The 20,419-nt window shown below is 54.9% G+C and carries 9 protein-coding genes; 3 read left to right on the top strand and 6 right to left on the bottom strand.

All coding sequences use genetic code 11. The annotated features are described in order from the left end of the window. The 3 genes from CIK87_RS11570 to gpmI all read left to right on the top strand — a co-directional run bounded on the left by CIK87_RS11570 (window position 1) and on the right by gpmI (window position 6,642). Window positions 1-1,494: a lipopolysaccharide biosynthesis protein gene (locus CIK87_RS11570; protein ID WP_094387294.1), complete on the top strand. Its 1,494-nt coding sequence runs from the start codon at window positions 1-3 to the stop codon at window positions 1,492-1,494. A gap of 1 nt (window position 1,495) precedes the next feature. Further along, the gene (locus tag CIK87_RS11575; RefSeq protein WP_094387295.1) at window positions 1,496-3,613 is read left to right on the top strand and encodes a S46 family peptidase; all 2,118 of its coding nucleotides are present in this window, start codon (window positions 1,496-1,498) and stop codon (window positions 3,611-3,613) included. 1,505 nt (window positions 3,614-5,118) lie between these two features. Then, a complete protein-coding gene (gene gpmI, locus CIK87_RS11580; RefSeq protein ID WP_094387296.1) occupies window positions 5,119-6,642 on the top strand; it encodes a 2,3-bisphosphoglycerate-independent phosphoglycerate mutase in 1,524 nt (507 codons plus the stop codon). Between the two features lie 258 nt (window positions 6,643-6,900). On the opposite strand, the gene CIK87_RS14765 is transcribed toward gpmI, so the two are convergent. The 6 genes from CIK87_RS14765 to CIK87_RS11610 form a co-directional block, all read right to left on the bottom strand. Next, window positions 6,901-7,035 carry a hypothetical protein gene (locus CIK87_RS14765; protein WP_256387324.1) on the bottom strand — a complete coding sequence of 45 codons (135 nt, stop codon included), beginning with the start codon at window positions 7,033-7,035 and terminating at the stop codon, window positions 6,901-6,903. Window positions 7,036-7,102: 67 nt separating this feature from the next. Beyond that, on the bottom strand, window positions 7,103-8,746 hold the full coding sequence (locus CIK87_RS11585) for a fimbrillin family protein (RefSeq protein ID WP_144008207.1): 1,644 nt from the start codon (window positions 8,744-8,746) through the stop codon (window positions 7,103-7,105). 99 nt (window positions 8,747-8,845) lie between these two features. Next, window positions 8,846-10,522: a RagB/SusD family nutrient uptake outer membrane protein gene (locus CIK87_RS11590; RefSeq protein ID WP_094387298.1), complete on the bottom strand. Its 1,677-nt coding sequence runs from the start codon at window positions 10,520-10,522 to the stop codon at window positions 8,846-8,848. Between the two features lie 28 nt (window positions 10,523-10,550). After that, window positions 10,551-14,228, bottom strand: a complete 3,678-nt coding sequence (locus CIK87_RS11595; protein WP_094387299.1) for a TonB-dependent receptor — start codon at window positions 14,226-14,228, stop codon at window positions 10,551-10,553. A gap of 839 nt (window positions 14,229-15,067) precedes the next feature. Beyond that, complete coding sequence (locus CIK87_RS11605) at window positions 15,068-17,113, bottom strand: RagB/SusD family nutrient uptake outer membrane protein (protein ID WP_094387301.1); 2,046 nt, start codon at window positions 17,111-17,113, stop codon at window positions 15,068-15,070. Window positions 17,114-17,134: 21 nt separating this feature from the next. Further along, window positions 17,135-20,398 carry a TonB-dependent receptor gene (locus CIK87_RS11610; RefSeq protein WP_094387314.1) on the bottom strand — a complete coding sequence of 1,088 codons (3,264 nt, stop codon included), beginning with the start codon at window positions 20,396-20,398 and terminating at the stop codon, window positions 17,135-17,137. Window positions 20,399-20,419: the final 21 nt, after the last annotated feature.

The raw sequence follows: 20,419 nt of genomic DNA on the forward strand, positions 1-20,419 counted from the left end.
ATGGCTAATTTAAAGAGTCTGGTCAAAGATACTGCCATCTATGGCATCAGCAGCATCGCCGGACGTTTCATCAATTATCTCCTGGTACCCATCCAGACGGCAGCCTTTGTCGCGGGCGGTGGCGAGTATGGCGTGGTAACCAACATCTATGCCTACACGGCGCTGCTGATGGTGATACTCACCTACGGCATGGAGACCACCTTCTTCCGGTTTATCAACAAGACCGAGGACGACCCCATGCGGGTCTATTCCACCGTGCTGGTATCGGTGGGAGTATCGTCGCTGCTGTTTGTCATCGCTGTCTTTGCGCTGCTGCCCCAGATAGCGGGATTCATGAAATACCCAGACCACCCCGACTGGGTGGCGGTGATGTTTGTGTGTGTCGCCATCGACGCCTTCAAGTGCATCCCATTCGCCTACCTGCGCTACCAGAAGCGCGCCATCAAGTTTGCCAGCCTGCAGCTGGTCAACATCATCCTCAACATTATCCTCAACCTCACCTACCTCATCGTGCTGCCAGCTCTGAGGCTCAACCCCTTCGGGCTGTACGACGACAAGTTCACGCTCAATGTGGGCATGGTCTTCTACATCAACCTGGTGTGCACCGCCGTGGTAGTGGTGTGCTTCTGGCATGAGCTTACGGGCTTCCGCTACCGCTTTGACCGCGCACTTTGGGGCAAGATGATGCGCTACGCATGGCCGCTGCTCATCCTGGGCATAGCCGGCATACTCAACCAGACGCTCGACAAGATTATTTTCCCCTACCTCTATACCGGCGCCGACGAGAAGGCGCAGCTGGGCATCTATGGTGCAGCCACCAAGATAGCCATGATTATGGCCATGATTACCCAGGCGTTCCGCTATGCCTACGAGCCGTTTGTTTTCGGCAAAGCCAAAGATCGCGACAGCCGCGACACCTACGCCAAAGCCATGAAGTACTTCGTCATCTTCACCCTGTTGGCGTTTTTGGCTGTGATTGGATATATGGACATTCTGCGTTACGTCATCCGCGACCGCAGTTACTGGCCGGGGCTGCGCGTTGTACCTATCGTGATGGCTGCCGAGATAATGATGGGCATCTACTTCAACCTCTCTTTCTGGTACAAGCTCATCGACAAGACCATCTATGGCGCCTGGTTCTCGGGCGCGGGCTGTCTGGTGCTGGTCGTGGTAAACGTGGTCTTCGTGCCGCGCTACAGCTACATGGCGTGTGCGTGGGGTGGAGTGGCAGGCTACGGCACGGCGATGCTCCTGTCCTACTTTGTGGGTCAGAAGAAATATCCCATCGACTATCCCGTCAAGGAGATGATGGTCTATGTGGCTCTTACCGCCGTGCTCACCGCCGGAATGACTGCTGCCAACAGGCTGCTGCCTATGGGTGCGTCGCTGGCTGTCAACACCCTGCTCATCCTGGTCTTTGTGGCCTATCTCGTGAAGAGAGACTTCCCGCTCAGCGGGCTCCCCGTAATCGGTAAATACTTTAACAAACGATAATATGAGAAAGTTATTTGTCATCTTAGCCGCCTTTGCGGCTACCATCGCGGCCAAGGCCGACGAGGGAATGTGGACGCTCTACAACCTGCCCAACGCGGTGTACGAGCAGATGAAGGGCTACGGATTTGCTCTGCCCTACAGCAGCCTGTATCAGAGCGACGACGCCATCAAGAACTCAGTGGTAAACTTCTCGGGCTACTGCTCGGGAGTAGTGGTTTCGCCCGACGGACTGGTGTTCACCAACCACCACTGTGGATTTGAGGCCATACGCAGCCACTCTACCGTGGAGCACGACTACATGCTCAACGGATTTTTCGCCAAGACCTATGCCGACGAGCTGCCCAACAAGGGCATGTTTGTGCGCTTCATGGTCGACCAGCGCGACATCACCCCGCTGCTCGAGAAGCGGGGCATACGCACCATGACCGCCAAGGAGCAGGCCAAGTTGCTCGACGAGGTCGAGAACGAGATGCTCAAGGAGGTACACGCCAAGGATGCCAACCTGGAGCTTGAGATCAAGCCTTTCTATGAGGGCAACAAGTATTATGCCACTACCTACCAGGAGTTCAGAGACCTGCGTCTCGTCTTTACTATCCCCAAATCGATGGGTAAATTTGGCGGTGAGACCGACAACTGGATGTGGCCACGACAGACGTGCGACTTTTCAGTGTTCCGAATCTATGCCGACCCGAAGACCAACGGCCCTGCTGACTACTCCAAGGACAACGTGCCATACCGTCCCAAGCACTGGGCACCCGTCTCGCTCGACGGCTACAAGGAGGGAGACTTCGCCATGACCGTGGGATACCCCGGCTCTACCGAGCGCTACCTCTCCTCATACGGTATACGTGAGATGCGCGACGCCGACAATGCTCCCCGCGCACAGATACGTGGTGTGAAGCAGGAGGTGATGATTCGCCACATGCGCGCCGACGAAGCCGTGCGCATCAAGTATGACTCCAAGTACGCGCAGAGCTCCAACTACTGGAAGAACTCTCTCGGCATGAACAAGTGCATCGACTCTGTGGGCATTATCCGCCAGAAAGCCGACTTTGAAGACCGCATTGTCGACTACCAGAAGTGGACGGGATACCTCAAAGGCAAGCTCGACATGGACAAGCTCGCCAAGTTCTACGCCCAGCGTTTCGACGCTGCACGCATGCTCACCGTCTGGGGCGAGACCTTCCGCCGCACCACCGAGCTCAACAGCCGCGCCATGCGCATAGCCAGCAACCCCACCGCCGTCAACCCCACCGCTGCCAAGAAGAAGCAGTACTATGTATTCAAGGACAACAGCGCCGAGTGGGATGAAGCGCTCGACCGCGACGTGATGGCTACGCTGATAGACAACTACCGCAAGTATGTGGCTGCCGACAAGCTGCCCGCCTTCTACCAGACTATCGCCGACCGCTTCGGAGGCGACACACGCAAGTATGTAGACTGGCTGTGGGACAATACCATCCTCATGAAGAGCGGCAAGAAGATTATGCTCAACAGCAAGCAGCTCCTCAAAGACCCCGGATACCAGTATGGCAAGCAGCTCATGGACATCCGCACCGAGATATTGAAGTCGTACCTCCAAAATGCCGACTCCATCGACCTGCAGGAGCAGTATCTCTGCGACGCCAAGGTGCGCATGGAGCAGGAACTGCCCCACTACTCCGACGCCAACTTCACCATGCGTCTCAGCTATGGCCAGGTGGGTGGTTACATGCTCGGCGGCAAGCCCTCGGGCTACTACACCGAGGCAGAGAGCATCGTCAAGAAGATGGAGGCTGGCGACCGCGGCACCATCGACTACCAGGTAGAGCCTGTGATGAAGCAACTGCTCGGCGCCAAGGACTTTGGCAACTATACCGACAAGACCACGGGCAAGATGCAGCTCTGCTTCCTCACCAACAACGACATTACCGGCGGCAACTCGGGCTCTCCGATGTTTGATGGTAAGGGCCGCCTCATCGGTCTTGCCTTCGACGGCAACTGGGACTCGCTCTCCAGCGACATCTGGTTCGACAAGCGCCTTGCCCGTTGCATCGGCGTCGACATCCGCTTCGTCCTCTACATGATGGATCGTTGGGGCCATGCCGACCGCCTGCTCAAGGAGATGGGAGTGAAGTGATAAGGGGATAGGGATAAAACCGAGCCCCTCCCCGGCCCTCCAAAAGCCCCTCCCCAACCCTCCCCAGGGGGCGGGAGCTCATTCTTGCTGTTTCTTAGATAGTTAGAATGGTGGCCGCGATTGGGCTTTGGGGTTTTTCCGACCTATATTAGCAACGCTGTAGGTGTTGTGATTAGCTTTAGCGTCAAAGATAGTTGGTCTGTTGTGACCTGCATCTGCGAGTAACGCTTGGCTAAACGCAAGACTTACAGCGTTGCTTCTTTCTATGCCCGTTCCCCCAGGGTTGAGAGTTCGCCATAGGGCGCTATCATCCACCTTTCGATTATCTGATTTGCGCATCGGGATACCAACTACTACCATGGCGCCAATCGAGAGAAGACACGAGCCGCCAACAACGAGCATCCCATCGTCTGGACAACCATGTTCGTCACACCTTATTATATATATAATGGCGGAACATACACCCCTGAGCATGGTATGAGTACGTGGGAGGTACACTCGTATCAGCAGCGGCAACTCTGAACCGAAGGTCACCGGCGCGGCGCAGTGCGGCGCGGAAAGGTAATGGAGTTGCGATTACACAGCCCAGGGTTGCGGGCGAAGCACGCTACCCTGGGTAAATGTACTACTAATATTGCTACTCTGTAAGAGTTGCGATTAGCCGTAGGCGTTACCCGCCGCGAGTCTGGACGCCACCTACCCCACTCCCGCAATTACGCATGGTAGTGGCGCACCCGACAAGGTTGTTTTACTGCATCCTCCTAATGGCGGAACGTACACCCCTGAGCATGGTATGAGTACGTGGGAGGTACACTCGTATCAGCAGCGGCAACTCTGAACCGAAGGTCACCGGCGCGGCGCAGTGCGGCGCGGAAAGGTAATGGAGTTGCGATTACACAGCCCAGGGTTGCGGGCGAAGCACGCTACCCTGGGTAAATGTACTACTAATATTGCTACTCTGTAAGAGTTGCGATTAGCCGTAGGCGTTACCCGCCGCGAGTCTGGACGCCACCTACCCCACTCCCGCAATTACGCATGGTAGTGGCGCACCCGACAAGGTTGTTTTACTGCATCCTCCTAATGGCGGAACGTACACCCCTGAGCATGGTATGAGTACGTGGGAGGTACACTCGTATCAGCAGCGGCAACTCTGAACCGAAGGTCACCGGCGCGGCGCAGTGCGGCGCGGAAAGGTAATGGAGTTGCGATTACACAGCCCAGGGTTGCGGGCGAAGCACGCTACCCTGGGTAGCTGTACAACTAATATTGCTACTCTGTAAGAGTTGCGATTAGCCGTAGGCGTTACCCGCCTCGGGTCTGGACGCCACCTACCCCACTCCCGCAATACCACATGGTGGTGCCGCAGCCAGCGAGGTGGTTTCCGCCCCATCCTCCACCGCGCTACGGGGCAAAGATAAAAAACTGAGAGATTTTCTTTGCGTTGTCTGCGGTTTGCAGTAACTTTGCACTCAGAAAGTTAAGAATATCAAAATATTAAGACAATTATGGCAAAGAAAGCTTTATTGATGATTCTCGATGGATGGGGAATCGGACAGCATGGTAAGGGAGACGTTATCTTCAACACCCCGACACCTTATTTGGATTATCTCACCGCTATTTCCGCCCACTCAGAGCTCGCTGCTTCGGGCGAGGATGTGGGTCTGCCCGACGGACAGATGGGCAACTCAGAGGTGGGTCACCTCAATATCGGCGCCGGCCGCGTGGTCTATCAGGACCTGGTCAAGATTAACCGCGCCTGCAAGGACGGCTCTATCCTGAAGAACCCCGGCATCGTGGCTGCCTACAGCTATGCCAAGGAGAACGGCAAGAAGCTCCACCTGATGGGCCTGACCTCAACTGGCGGCGTACACTCTTCACTCGACCACCTCTTCAAGCTGATTGAAATCTCCAAGGAGTATGGCCTGGACAAGACCTTCGTACACTGCTTCATGGACGGTCGCGACACCGACCCCAAGAGCGGAGCCGGATTTATCCAGCAGATTGCTGACACCTGCGCAGCCAACGGCGCTCACATCGCCAGCATCATCGGCCGCTTCTACGCCATGGACCGCGACAAGCGATGGAACCGCGTGAAAGAGGCTTACGACCTGCTCGTCGAGGGCAAGGGCAAGGAAGCCACCGACATGGTTAAGGCCATGGAGGAGAGCTACGCCGACGGCGTGACCGACGAGTTTGTAAAGCCTATCGTCAACTCGACCGTAAACGGTACCATCGAGGAGGGCGATGTGGTAATCTTCATCAACTTCCGCAACGACCGCGCCAAGGAGCTCACCCAGGTGCTCACCCAGCAGGATATGCCCGAAGAGGGTATGCACACCATCAAGGGTCTACAGTATTACTGCATGACTCCCTATGATGCCAAATTCAAGGGCGTGAACATACTCTTCCCCAAGGAGAACGTGGAAGACACTCTCGGCGAGTATCTCAGCAAGCACAGCAAGCGCCAGCTGCACACCGCAGAGACAGAGAAGTATGCCCACGTGACATTCTTCTTCAACGGCGGTCGCGAGGCTCCATACGAGGGCGAAGACCGCATACTGGTTCCCTCTCCCAAGGTGGCTACCTATGACCTCAAGCCCGAGATGAGCGCCTACGAGGTGAAGGACAAGCTGGTGGGTGCCATCAACACCCAGGAGTATGACTTCATCGTGGTCAACTTCGCCAACGGCGACATGGTGGGCCACACCGGTGTCTACAATGCCATAGCCAAGGCTGTGCATGCCGTAGACTGCTGCGTGCGCGACGTCATCGAGGCTGCCAAGGCCAACGACTACGAGGCCATCATCATAGCCGACCACGGCAACGCCGACAACGCCATCAACCCTGATGGTACGCCCAACACCGCACACTCGCTCAACCACGTGCCCTTCATCTACGTCACCGACAACAACAGCGCCACCGTCAAGAACGGACGCCTGGCAGACGTGGCTCCCTCTATCCTCCACATCATGGGACTGGAGCAGCCTGCCGACATGACCGGTGAGAACCTGATAGAAGACAACAAGTAATCACATACAGCGAAAGCTACAATAACCCTGAGAGCCGCGACTGACAACAGCCGCGGCTCTCTTGTTGTACTGCCCGCAGCGGGGCTTGCCACCGACGCGCAGCACCAACCCACCGACGGCAAGGCCATCAGCCCCGGCGCAGAGCGGGCTGCAGCCACCGTGCCGACCACCATCGCCGGCTCGTAACGTAAGGCACGAGCCCACGTAACATAAGATACGTAAGCTCGTGCCTTACGATACGAGCTCACGTATCATAAGTCACGAGCCAGCCAAGAGCCCCACAGCGGCAGCCCAAACAGCCTCTGCGACGGTCGGAGCAGCCTCTATGCTGCCGAGAATGACCGAGCAACCCACCGACCACACCTCTACTGCGCCGGCTGCCCATACCCCCATAACACAAATACACCGCTCCATCCCTCGGGACGAAGCGGTGTATTGCTATAGGGTTGTCGGCAGAGCCTTAGTTCTTGAGGAAGTACATACCCTCGTCGTTGCTGGTGTTGTAGTTGGCCTGGTAGATGTTGTCGTAAGAGGCGGTAAACGAGCTGGCAGCAGCCTGAGAGCTGGCCACGATAGAGATACCGCAAACATAATAGTTACCCATCTTCTGGCCAGCCTTGAAGTACTTGTACTTGAGCGACTTGTTGTCAGAGCCGAGAGTGAGCCACAGCCAGTCGTACTTGGTGGTCGAGAAGTCCTTGGGCTGGAAGTTGTAGTTACCCCATCCGTTGTTTGCCGAACCTTCGGGCAGATACATGCAGTACTTGTACTTGTCGTTGCCGGTGGGCTGACCCTCGCGGCAGTCAAACATGATACCTACCTTCACGGTCTTCTTCTCGTAGTCGATGGCGATGGTGCCGTCGAGCACTGAGTCGAAGTAGAGGCCCTTGATACCGAAGTTGTTGGTATAGGTATTGCCGTCGGGACCAGTGAGGGTCTCGCCCTTGCGAGGCTTGCCGAAGGTACAGGGCATCTTGCTGGTACTGGTGGAGCCACCCCATGACTTGGAGGCGTTGAACTGCTTGGAGTAGAGCGTCCACTGACCGCTGAAGTCGTTGACGCCAATCTGGGTGACGATATACTTGCGACCGTTGTCGAGCACCATGGTACCCTTACGGATAGAGCCGGTAGTATTGGCCTCGATGGTGATGACACCACCGCTGAGGGTCATCCACTTGGGAGCCGTTACCACGTTGCCGGTAACATCCTCGATGGTGGCGGCGGCATCGTCGTACCAGAGGTCGTACTCGCGTGAGTTGAAGTCTACCTTAGAGACCACAGTGTTGTCCTCGCCGGGCTTCACCACACCGAGACGGAAGACACCAGAGAAGTTGGCATTGTCGATGGTAGCAGCGAGAGTCACACCGTCGTAGCTGGCCTGGGGCCAAACCACTGCGTAGGCGGTCACCTTGCGGGCGGCGGCGTCAATCACGGCGGGAGCCACTACCACATCGCCAGTGGTGCTTGTCACGCCTTCACCGGCAGTGAGGGCCTTGCCATTGTCCATGACGAGCTTGTTGATGAGACCTGAGAGGGTAAGGCGGGTGTTGGCAACAGTAGGCTCATCGGCGTCGGTAGGGAACTGCACATCAATCTTGACCACTGCGGTCTGGTAAGCCAAGGTCACATTGGCGCTCTCGCCCACGGCGGTGGTGGCGCTGATGACCGAGTGCTGGCGCACCCACTCCTCGGTACCTGCCTGGGTACCAAACTCCTCGACCACTACGGGCTTGCCGTCCCAATTGATTTTGCAGGCGGGGTTGTCCCAGGTGAGCAGCATGTTGGCGGCGTCGTTGGGCACAGCCACGCGCTGGGCGCTGAAGGTGGCGGTAGAGCCGGTCGACTCGGCGCAGCGCAGGGTCTGCGTGCGGCCGGTCTGGGTGCCGTCAGACTTCTGGAAGGTGACGTGGAGCACGTCGCTCAGGCTGAACGCCTTGAGTGCGCCGTAGGTATTGGCGCCAGGCACTTGGGCAGTGACACTGATGTTCTTCATCGACACGTTGGCCTCTGAAGATTCGCTTACGTCCTCGGCATTGTCGCTACAGGCCACGAGACCCAGCAGCGCTACCAGCATGGAGGCGTATGTCAATATTCTTTTTTTCATGATTTGTTCGTTGTTTTGAGTTATCATTAGGTTTATCATCCGCAGAGGAGACGGGGACCGGAGCCCTGCGCTCCTCTGCGGCGATTACGTAAGGGATGATTAGTCGAGTGACTTCCAGTAAGGATTGCCGATGCGCTCCTTCTGAGGAATCTCCCATGTGAAGTGACTGATCTGAGTGTTGCTCCAGTGGTTAGCTCCACGCTTGTGCTGGGTGCCCCAACGCTTCTGGTTGTAGAAGGCCCAGTCGCCCTCGCCCCACATCTCGATGCGCCACTGCAACTTGACCATATCCATGGTACTCATGCCAGCCATAGTGTTGTCGCAGGTCATCGTGGGACGGCCCTCGATGGTGCGAGCCTCAAGCAGCTTGTTGAGGGTCTGCTTGGCCATGGCGTCCTGGCCGCTCTGGGCATAAGCCTCGGCGAGCATGAGCCATACGGCAGAGGTGCGCAGATAGATATTGTCTGACACGGTGTACTTGTTGTCATGCATCTCACCGTTGTGACCGATAGACGACGATGCCGCCCACTTCAGACTGGTGTACTTGGGCATGGTATAGCTGTACCAGGTAGAGTCGTTGTTCTCAAAAGAGTAGATGGGATAGTTCTCAAAGTCATCGGCGAGGATACAAGCCTTGCGGCAGTCATTGTCTGACAGGGCATTGTAGATATTGGCGTCGACCTGATAGTAGCCCGAAGGACCGCGCTTGAGGGCGTTGAAGCCGCCGTTGGTCCAGAACATGTTGCTCGAACCGCGGGCACTACCAAAGATACCCTCGGGGTTCTTCTCCCAGTTGTAGAAGGCGTTTTCCTCGGCGTTATACTCCTTGCCACACCATCCGTTGTCGTTGCGGGCAGCTACAGAGGCGAGCTTAGACTGGTCCATACCATAGTCACTGGCCTTGATGAAGTTGGGATAGTAAGAGAGCAGCTCTGTGGCGCCATCGATGACGGTAGCCCAGTCCTTGCGGTCCATGGCGGCGCGGCAACGGTAGTACTGAGCCACAGCGCAGTTGATGCTGTAGACCACATCGGAAGTGTGACCGCTCAGATAGCCCTTGGTACCGATGGAGGACTCATGGAAAGACTTGACAGCCTTGTCGAAATACTCCTTAATAGTAGCCCAGGTCTCAGCCACCGACTTGGGCTCGGTGGCGGGGTTGTAGGCGTAGTCGTTGTAGATGGGCCAACCCTGCTTGGTCTCGGAGGTAACATCCTGGAGGTCGGTGTAGCGCTCCATGAGCATGGTGTAGCCGATGGCCTTCATGGTGAGGGCCTGGGCCTGATAGCCCTTCATCTTCTTGTCTTCCTTGACGTTGTCGTCGCTGAGATACTGCATGGCCTTGATGGCATTGGTAATCTTGTAGACGGGGCCGAGGTAGTAGCCATAGTTCTGTATATCATCGTTAGTCTGCCAGTAGGTCACGCTGGGGCTGTTCTGGTACCACTGGTTGTAGGTACCCTTGTTGGCAGATGAGCCTTCGACCACATCGCCCGACTGCATGAATCGGCGCAACTCGAAGTTGGACTCGTAGGCATAGCCGTTGGAGTAGCCGCCGTTGAGCGCGGCATTGTAGATATTGATGTAGCCGGGAAGAACCGATACGAGTCCTGCCACCACCTTGTCCTTCTTCTCTTCGTCATCACCCTGGAGGATGTTGTCGATGTCGTCCTTGGTGAAGTAGTTGGGGTTATTGACATCCAGGCGGCTGCTACATGCCGAGACTCCCGCTACGAGCAGGGCTGCGGCAACTATATTCTTATATATTCGTTTCATATCTTCTGTATATATAATGGTCAGTGATTTAGAATTCGAGGTTAAGACCCAGAGTTATGGTCTGCATCTGAGGATAGATGTATGTATCGACCTCCTTGCCACCGATAGCCGACATAGAGGGGTCTACACCCTTCTGGGCAGAGAAGATGAGCAGGTTGTCGGCAGATACAAAGGCGCGCAGCTTGCTGATACCTATCTTGCGAAGCAGATTCTTGGGTACGGTGTAGCCCAGAGTGATGTTCTTCAGACGGAAGTAAGAGGCGCTGAAGAGTGCCATGTCGGTGTACTTGTGGCTGCCGGGGAGGAGGACACCATCGAGATAGTAGTCGCCGCCAGAGCTGTTGAACCACTGCATAGGATACTTGGCACCGGTGTTGTCGGGAGTCCAGGTAGCGCCTACGACATCCTTGGAAACAGGGATATTGGAGCCACCGAGGGTAGAACCGCGGAAGAGGTGCTGGGCATACTCCATAGAGAAGAACTTGCCACCGAGCTGGTAAGCAGCTACGATACCGAGGTCGAAGTCTTTCCAGCGCAGATTAGTGGTGATACCGCCCATGACATCGGGGATGGCGCTGCCGCACTCGTACTCTGAAGCGTCGGCTGCCACGGTAGTCTTCACGTTATCGCCCTGCTTGTACTCGGCATAGCGGCCACCGTTGGCATAAGCGCCGTTGGCATCGGGATGGGTGTCAGCATAGGTCACGCGGTGCCAGTACATAGGCAGACCCGAAGCCTGGTCTACGCCGGCATACTTGTACATATAGAGATTGAAGAGGTCCTTGCCCTCGCCACGGAGGTAGAAGTCGCCACGTCCGGCATGGCTGGCTGTTCCGGCCTGAGCCATATCCTCGGTCTGTACGACCCATGTGCCCTTGGGCACGTCCATGGTGTTGTCCCAGTTGGGTATCTGGTCGGCAGGCACCTTGACGAGCTTGGTGGTATAGTGGGTGGCGTTGACGCCTACGCTCCAGGTCCAGTCCTTGGTACGGATGATGTCGGCGTCGAGCTCGATTTCAATACCGGTGTTGCGTATCTTGGCGGCATTCTTCTGCAGCGTGGTCGAGCCCATATTGGCGAGCGGCGAAACCATCTGGTTGTAGAGCGCATTGGAGGTGAGGTTGTTGTAGTAGTCGATGGCACCGGTGAGGCGGCTTCCCAGTACAGAGAAGTCGAGACCGAGGTCGAACTGGTGGATAACCTCCCAGGTGAGGTCGGTACGTACGAGGTTACCGCCGGTGATGGTGGTCACCTTGGGCACGCCGGTACCTGTGGCACCCTCCTGCCAGGCCGATACGCCGTAGCCGTAGGTCTGGTTGAGGTAGTAGCTGGTGAGTCCGTTGGAGTTACCGGTGACACCATAGCTCAGACGCAGCTTGGCATTGTCGAGCCAGGACTTGGCGCTCTTCAAGAAGGGCTCCTCTGAGAAGCGCCAGCCGGCGCCCAGAGACCAGAAGGTACCCCAGCGGTTGTCCTTGGTAAACTTGGAAGAGGCATCGCGACGCAGAGAGGCTGATGCATAGTAGCGCTCGGCGTAGTTGTAGTTGGCGCGACCCAGGTAAGACTCGGTGCGGTAGGTATTGAGACCCCAGCTCGGAGTAGCGGTGTTCTCACCACCGTAGTTGGTGTAGTGGCCTACGAAGTTGCCAGGGATGATATAACCGGGCAGAAGCTCGTAGGAAGTACCGAAGTTGACATCCTTGCGGTCGAGGTCTTCATACTCGTGACCTACCAAAGCGTCAACGTGGTGCTTGCCGAAGTCCTGGTCGTAAGAGAGCAGCTGCTGGGTGTTGATGATGCGGCGGGTATAGGTCTTGAGACCGAAGCTGCCCTGACCGCTGGCACGTCCGGCGATACTGTTCATATAGGAAGTACGACGCCAGTGCTGCTCGTCCATGTTGAAGTTGATTGTGAAGTTGAAGTGGTCGAGGAAGTCAATCTGGGCAAAGAAGCGGCTGGTCCAGTTGATGATATCCTGACGCTCCATGTTGGTGCGGGTGATATACATATAGTCGCTGCCGAAGTTGCGGTCGGCTACATGGTTCTCGCCGAGAGGCGACCAAGACTTGTTGTAGACATTGAGGATGTTGCCCTTGTCGTCGGTAGCCACGGTGCCGTCTTCGTTCATCTGATAGACGGGGTAGATGGGCGCCCAACCCTTGACATGGAGCATGGCGTTACCGGAGGCACCACCAATCTGGCGAGAGCCCCACTTACCTGCCTGTGCGCGGGTCTTGGTGTTGGAGTAACCGATGTTGGCGCCTACTTTCAACCACTTCAGCACCTGGGCATCCATATTGGCACGGCCGCTGTAACGACGGAACTCACTGCTGAGCAGGAATGAGGGGTCGTCCTGATAGCCGAGAGAGAAGTAGTAGTGGGCCTTGTCGCTACCACCGCTGGCAGAGAGGTTGTACTCCTGGCGGAAAGCGTTGCTGAAGAGCAGGTCAGAGGCGTCGCCGCTGTAGAGCTGGCGGGCCAGGGGGTTCAGACGGCCGGTCTCGGGGTCGATAAGGTAGGCTCCGGTCATGGTAGAGCTGGAGTTGCTGCCTGAGCCGGTGTTGGTATAGATGGCACCGGGCACGTTGTAAGCCATGTTGTTCTTGAGCAGGTTCTTCTGGAAAGCGGTCTCGCTGTTGTTGTAGTCGAAGAGGTGCTGGCTGGCGAAGAGGCGGGCCTCGGCGTCAGAGTGGTTGGGGTTGCCCACGTTGGTGTAGTATCGGCCGCTGGCATCTACGCCGGGAAGACCGGTGCCATTGACTCCGTAGCGGTAGGAGTTGTAGATACTCTTCCATACGTACTCATAGTACTGGGCGGCGTTGTCTATAGAGTTGACATTGTAGTCTCCGATAGAGTTCCAGCCCCAACGGCTCTCAAAGGAGATTTTGGCCTTGCCGCTCTGACCCTTCTTGGTGGTGATGAGCACCACGCCGTTGGCACCACGCGAACCGTAGAGGGCGGTAGAGGCGGCGTCCTTGAGGATGGAGACAGAGGCGATATCGTTGGGGTCAAGCTGAGAGAGGGGGTTCTCATAGGTAGAGTTGGTCTGCTGGGCCACACCGTCGATGACGATAAGGGCGGCGGCAGAGGCGCCGTTGGTGGAGCTTACACCACGGATGCGCACAGCCATATCATAACCTGGCTGTCCGTCGACCGAAGACACGCGGATACCAGGGGCGGCACCCTCGAGCGCACGGCTCACGGTGGTGGTGTTCTGCACGGCGATGTTCTCGGCCTTGACGGCGGTCATCGAACCGGTAAGGTCTTTCTTCTTCTGGGTACCGTATGCCACAACGACAACTTCGTCGAGGATGGCCTGGTCTTCTTCCAGAGTGACATTGACTACATTGCCCTTGGCAGCGAGAGTCTGCTGCTGATAGCCGATGGAGCTCACGCTGATGCGCGAGCCAGGCTTGATCTGGAGGCGGTAGTTACCGTTGGCGTCGGTGATGGTGGCATTGGTGGCATTGCCAACCTCAGCCACAGTGGCGCCGATGACGGGCTCGCCGTGGGCATCCTTCACCAGACCGGTAACGGTTTTCTTGGCCTGTTGTACGGCCTGCACTGTGTTTTCGTTCTCACTGCCGGAAGCTGTAGCCGATGCCGAGATGGGCACAAGCGTAAGCATGGAAGCAGCGAGCAGGTAGGTCCATTGCTTTGAGGTCTTCAAAGCAGCGAACACGCTCTTTTTCTGTTTCTCATCCATAAGGAATTAAATTAGGTGATTAGAATTGTTTTTTATGTTTTCGATTTGGGTTATGCCGACTGTTGCTGTAACAGCCGAAAGATTGGGGGGCATCGTTGTCTTAGTTCAGTTCATGGGCACTTTCATTAGGTGGTCAGTTAGCACGATGAGGTTAAGCATCGCACTCATATCGGCACCAAAATTAACAATAATATTTAACAACGCAAGCGTTTTTTTATTTTTTTTTATGATAATTACGCGTCTTTACCATGTCAGGATGACAACCGCGATGGTCAAAACGAGAACAAAAGTGGTAGAAACCACTGGTTCACAGGTCGTTATCACAGAAGCAGGCAAGGAGATGACCGTATTGACAATCATTAATAATTTGCGCAAAAATTGCGCAAGTTTATTCATTACCGACAATTTGCAAGAAAACCATGTCGCTTAGCGATAGAATGACAGAGAAAAGAGCCAGAACAACACCGATGGTCAGCAAAACCACCGAAACAACGACAGGGATAACCAAAGCGACATGTGGAGTTGCCCTTTACACCTTATTATAACTATAGGGGATAGCGCGAATGACAATTGCACTATGCGCAACCATCCACTACACCTTATTATAACTATAGGGGATGGTGAGGGCAATATAGGATAGAGACGAAAGGAGCAAAGGAAGGCTCGCCGAAACGGTGACGACCGTTGGGAGATGGCGCAGGGGCGGCGAAGGAGCACTAAGGGATATCACCAAGAGAGAGAGCAGCGACGAAGGAGCACTGAGAAATGTAGCCACAAAAAAGAGTGGCGACCCTCGGGCCGCCACTCCACTATTAAGAGTTGAGATTAATCACGAAGGATTAATAACCGTAGTTCTGAGGATACTCAGCACCTGAGTTAGACTTGATCACATCGTCTGGGATAGGCTGCTGGTAGTTGTAAGGCTTGATGTTGGGGATGAAGCGGATACCCTTAGAACCATCGTTCTTGGTGTAGGTAATCTTCTCACGGCCGAAGTCAGCATTAACCTGGTCAGTAGCGTTGTTCCAGCTCATACCATACTTGCGTACACGCTCATACAGAGTATTGCTGGTCTTCTCGTCCTGTGTAGGATACTTAGAAGTAACGTAGCTACCGCAGTTGGGGTTAACAGACAGACGGTTCAGAGTGATGCAACGATGCTCCTCACCGAAGAGTTCACGGGTGCGCTCGTCGAGGATGTAGTCGATGTCTACCTCAGCGGCAGAGCAACGGGGAGCGTTGGCACGGTCGCGGATTACGTTGATATCGTCGGCAGCCTTCTGCTTGTCGCCCTTGGCGAGGTAAGCCTCGGCACGGAGCAGATAGGTCTCAGCGATACGGATCATGTAAGGCTCGTACTCACACTCCTTAACGTCACCGTTAGGATGCTTTTCCTGAGAGAACTTCCAGAAACGTGGGAAGATATCGAGGGTATCGCTGGCGTTCAAAACATAAGCTGAGTTACCGGCATGAGCCTTCTCGCGATCCTTAGCATACTTGTACTGCACGCTCCACTTGGTACCACCGGGAGTGTACCAGTCGCGCTGCATCATAGTCTCAGAGCAACGGAAGTCTGCCTTACCTGGCTGTGCAGGGTCGGTAGCCTTAGCCCAGATGTAACCAGGCTCCTGGGGATCGAAGACGTAACGGCAAGGCCAGTTACGGTTGCTACCGTAAGCATAACCACCACCGATAGAGTCGCGAGTGTTGTTAGCCTGATAACGGCCGGCAGCAATAGCAGAGGTAGAAACACCGAGGCTGCTTGAACCGCCCTGAACACCTGCGGGATAGCACATAGCGTCGTCACCGAAGAGGTAGAACTTCACACCATTATCGGTACGGTTGGTACCGCAGTTACGAACCTTGTTGCTCATGAAGTCGCCTTCCATGGTGTTGTTGCGCATACGCCACCAAGCGTCACCGCTACCACCATTAGAGTAGTTACCTACAGAGAACTGGCTGGTCCAGAGAGCCTCCTTGTTACCGGTTACACCATAGTCCTGGTTGGTATTGCCTGAACCGTTGCCGGGTGTAGCGAAGAGGTCCCAATAAGCACCACCCTTGTCGGCAGCGAGAGAGTGACCGTAGCGGTCGGTAGCACGGCTGGCCTCAGTACCGAAACGGGTAGTCATCAGGTGATAGTCACCGTCCTGACCGCCGATTACGCGGCTGGTAGCCTGGATAGCCTCGTCAAACTTACCGAGAGCCAAGCAGATTTCTGCGAGCATGTGGTCGGCAGCAGCACGGGTTACACATCCCTGCTTGCGCTCTGTCTTAGACATATTCTCAGCAGCAAACTTGAAGTCATCGTAGCACTTCTCCCATACTTCCTGACGGGTGTTGGGCTGGTAACCCATCTCAATCTTCTTGGTAGGCTTGTCGAGGTAAGGCACATTACCAAACATACCGGCGAGCATGCGGAATGCCCAACCACGCATGAAGCGTGCCTCGCCCAGGAGCTCGTTCTTCTTCTCTGCAGTAGTATACTTGATATCCTTGGTCTCGATGGCGTAGATGGCTGTGTTGGCGTAGTTTACGAGGTAGTACAACTCATTGTACCAGTGACGGCTGTAACCGTTGGCAGAGTTAAGCTTAGTCCAGTTAGAGAAGCAGTCGTTGTTGTTGTTCTCTGTGTATGTATCCAGACCTACACCCGTAAGCATATAAGAGTGATAACCGTGGGTCTGACCGAGAACCAGGTAGTTGACCTCCTTATAGCAGGAGTTGATAGCCATAGCCACCTCGTTTTCTGTATTGAACATACCCGAGTCGTCTTGCTTGTAAGAGTGCTCCTTCAAGAAGTCAGAGTCGCTCTGGCAGGCTGTCTGGGTAAGGGCCATCGCACCAAGTGCGACGATGCCCAATATCTGTTTTGTTAATTTCATAGCTGTTGTCTTTTAGATGTGTTAGAATGTCACGTTAAGACCGAAGGTGATGGTGCGGTAAGCGCCATTGCTTGCATACTTGGTAGAAGCAGCGCCGGCAGCGATAGTACCACCAGTTTCAGGATCGAGACCAGACCAGTTGGTGATGGTGAAGAGGTCGGTACCTGATACGTATGCACGGAGACCGGTGAGGCCGAGAGGTGCAATGAGGTTGCGGTCGAAGTTGTAAGAGAACACGAGGTCCTTGAGCTTGAGGAAGCCGCGGCTGTTCCACCAGAGGTAGTCAAACTGGTTGCTCCATCCATAGCGAGGATAGTCGTTGTTCTTGTTGTCGGCACGCCATGGGTTTACGCGGTCAAGCTGGTTGCCGCTGCCACCATTGGGCCCCCAAGCGAATGGGTCGTAACCGAGGAAGTGGCTGTCGCTACCTGGCATCCAACGGAAGTTGAAGTACAGAGAGAAGTTCTTATAGCTGATGGTGTTGCCAAAGTTCAGAGTGAACAGAGGATCCTGGTCACCAATGCAGTGGCGGTCTTCAGCAGAAATCTTACCATCGTTGTTCCAGTCCATGAACTTCACGTCACCGGGCTTGGCATCGGGCTGAATCTTGCTAACGGCGCCAGTCTCGGGGTTCTTCCATGTATAGTTGTCAATCTCTTCCTGGCTCTGGAAGATACCGAGCTTCTTCAGGTCGTAAGCAGCGGTGATAGAGCTACCTACCATCAGAGCATAGTAAGACTGAGGACCATAGGTGTGGAAGTTGGCCACATCGTCGGCCTCTACACCCTTATAGTTCTTGCCGTAGAGCTCCATAACCTTGTTGCGGTTCAGGTCGAATACGAGGTTAGACTCCCAACGTACATTGTCCTTACCGTCGCCATTGATGTTGACAGAGTGCAGAGTTACCTCAATACCCTTGTTGCTCACCTTACCTACGTTAGCGTAAGCAGTGTTGAAACCAGAAGGATAAGGTACAGAGCGCTGCATCAGCATGTTGGTGGTGCGGCCGCTATAGATATCGATAGTACCATCGAGTCGGCTGTTGAGCACGCTGAAGTCCAAACCGAGGTTGTACTTGGTAATGGTAGCCCATGTCAGATCCTTGTTACCCAGAGTGCTGGCAAGGTAACCGAGAGTAGACTGGTTGTCAAGCCATGTCTTGGTGGTAGAGATAGTAGAGTTGGTGGCGTAAGCGCTAACCGAACGGCTACCGTTCTGACCCCAAGAGAGACGCAGCTTGGCATAGTCGAGCCAAGTGAGGTTGTCCTTGATGAAGTTTTCCTTGCTGAATACCCATGCACCAGACACACCGTAGAAGTTACCCCACTTCTTGCCTTCGGCGAAAGCAGAGAAACCGTCACGACGGTAGTTGAAGGTTACATAGTACTTGCTGTCGAAGTTGTAGTTGAAACGAGCCAGGTAAGCAGCTGACTGGGTACGAGTGCGCTCGCGTCTTACATTCTGAGTGTTGGCAGCAGAAGCACCGTAGTAACCCAGAGAGGTAGAACCGGTGAAGTCCTTGAAGCTGAGGTAACGGTAGTTGTTGTCGTAAGACTCACGAGTGTAACCTACCATTGCGTCAACGTGGTGCTTGTCGATATCCGTACCATAGGTCAAGATATTGTCGGTATTCCAGTATGAAGAAACAGAAGCTGTAGAGATACCCTCAACCTTGTTGTTGAACTTAGTTGGGTCGTCCATCTGACCGGTATTGCGGGTGTCTACCCACATCTCGGGACGGTTGAATGTATCCTGGTAGCTTGAGTTGCGCTGTGCGTTCAAGGTGAAGCGATAAGACAGACCCTTAAGGAATGGGAAGTCAACCTGTGCGGTCAACACGCCATTGACGTTGTTACCGTTTCTGTCGTTGACACCATAGAGATAAGAGTCGGCTACACCACCGCTAACGCCTGAACCCCACAGAGGGCTGAGGGTATTGCCATCGGGGTGAGAGTTGTACCAAGAGGTATACTTGAGTGAGCTCTCAACGATATTGCCATCAGCATCTCTAACAGGCTGAACAGTCTTGAATGAGAAAGGAGAATACCACTCGGCGTTACCGAGAGTAGCGGTTACACCCCACTGACGCCAGCCGAGGTAGTTGGCCTTCAAACCAACCTTCAACCAGTCGGTAACGTCGATGTCAATCTTAGACATTACGTTGTACTTCTCGTAGTCATCACCACGCTGTACACCCTGACGGCGAGTGTAGTCGCCAGAGAGGTAGTACTTGACGCCCTTGCTGCCACCGGCAACACTCAGGTCGTACTGCTGGCCTACACCAGTGCGGGTTACTTCGTCGAGCCAGTTGGTCCACATGCCGGCATCGTAAGCCTGCTCTTCAGTTGTGGTAACGAAGAAGGCTTCCTTGTTTTGCTTGAAGAAATCCATAGACCATGTAGCATCTGCGGGGAAACGCGTGTCACCAGCAGCCTGCTTGGCATAGAAACGGTTCATCAAGAAACGCTCTGTGTTGTTAACAAACTCTGGCTTACGGCTCCAGTCAGAGAAGCTCCAAGAAGAGTTGAAACGTACTGTAGGCTTGGCGCTCTCGCCACGCTTGGTGGTGATGATGATCACACCGTTGGCAGCACGCGAACCGTAGATAGCGGCTGCAGAAGCGTCCTTCAACACGTCGATGGTAGCGATGTCATTGGTATTGATTTCGCTGATACCGCCATAAGAGATAACGCCATCGACGATGAGCAGAGGAGCATTGTTAGCCTGCTTAGCAGCAGCAGGACTCTCTGGGATAACGTTCTTACCACGCAGAGTCATGGTAGAAGAGTTGTCACCAGCAGCACTGCTCGTAGGAGAGTAGTGCAGACCAGCTACCTGGCTTGACAGGGCAGACAGGGCGTTAGGGTTAGGCAGGTTGGTCAGCTTGCCGTCATCAAACTTCACACTGGTGATGGCGCCAGACACGTCCTTACGCTTGGCTGTACCGTAACCTACGACTACTACCTGCTCGAGCACTTCTGCGTCCTCTTTCAGGGTTACATCCACTTTGTCACTGGCCTTTACGGTCTGCTCCTTGAAACCTACGCTTGACACCGTGAGCATTGCGCCCGGCTTCACGTTGAGCTTGAAGGTACCGTTGACGTCGGTAATGGTAGCGTTCTGCGTACCTACCTCCTTAACGGTAGCACCGATGATGGGTTCACCGTTGGCATCAACCACGGTACCACTGACTGTTTTCTTGTCTTGCTGTACGGCAAGAGACTTGCTTGCATTCAGGTTGTTGCTTTCGCTTGCTGACGCTGACAGCGGAGCAAGGGTCAACATAGAGGCAGCGAACAAATATGC

It is taken from the genome of Prevotella sp. P5-64, from assembly GCF_002251285.1.
Taxonomy (GTDB): domain Bacteria; phylum Bacteroidota; class Bacteroidia; order Bacteroidales; family Bacteroidaceae; genus Prevotella.

Bases quoted from the DNA above. Each gene is read 5' to 3' on its own strand.
- CIK87_RS11590 (WP_094387298.1), bottom strand. From the start codon at position 10,522: ATGAAACGAATATATAAGAATATAGTTGCCGCAGCCCTGCTCGTAGCG.
- gpmI (WP_094387296.1), top strand. From the start codon at position 5,119: ATGGCAAAGAAAGCTTTATTGATGATTCTCGATGGATGGGGAATCGGA.
- CIK87_RS14765 (WP_256387324.1), bottom strand. From the start codon at position 7,035: ATGGGGGTATGGGCAGCCGGCGCAGTAGAGGTGTGGTCGGTGGGTTGC.
- CIK87_RS11610 (WP_094387314.1), bottom strand. From the start codon at position 20,398: ATGTTGACCCTTGCTCCGCTGTCAGCGTCAGCAAGCGAAAGCAACAAC.
- CIK87_RS11575 (WP_094387295.1), top strand. From the start codon at position 1,496: ATGAGAAAGTTATTTGTCATCTTAGCCGCCTTTGCGGCTACCATCGCG.
- CIK87_RS11595 (WP_094387299.1), bottom strand. From the start codon at position 14,228: ATGGATGAGAAACAGAAAAAGAGCGTGTTCGCTGCTTTGAAGACCTCA.
- CIK87_RS11570 (WP_094387294.1), top strand. From the start codon at position 1: ATGGCTAATTTAAAGAGTCTGGTCAAAGATACTGCCATCTATGGCATC.
- CIK87_RS11605 (WP_094387301.1), bottom strand. From the start codon at position 17,113: ATGAAATTAACAAAACAGATATTGGGCATCGTCGCACTTGGTGCGATG.
- CIK87_RS11585 (WP_144008207.1), bottom strand. From the start codon at position 8,746: ATGAAAAAAAGAATATTGACATACGCCTCCATGCTGGTAGCGCTGCTG.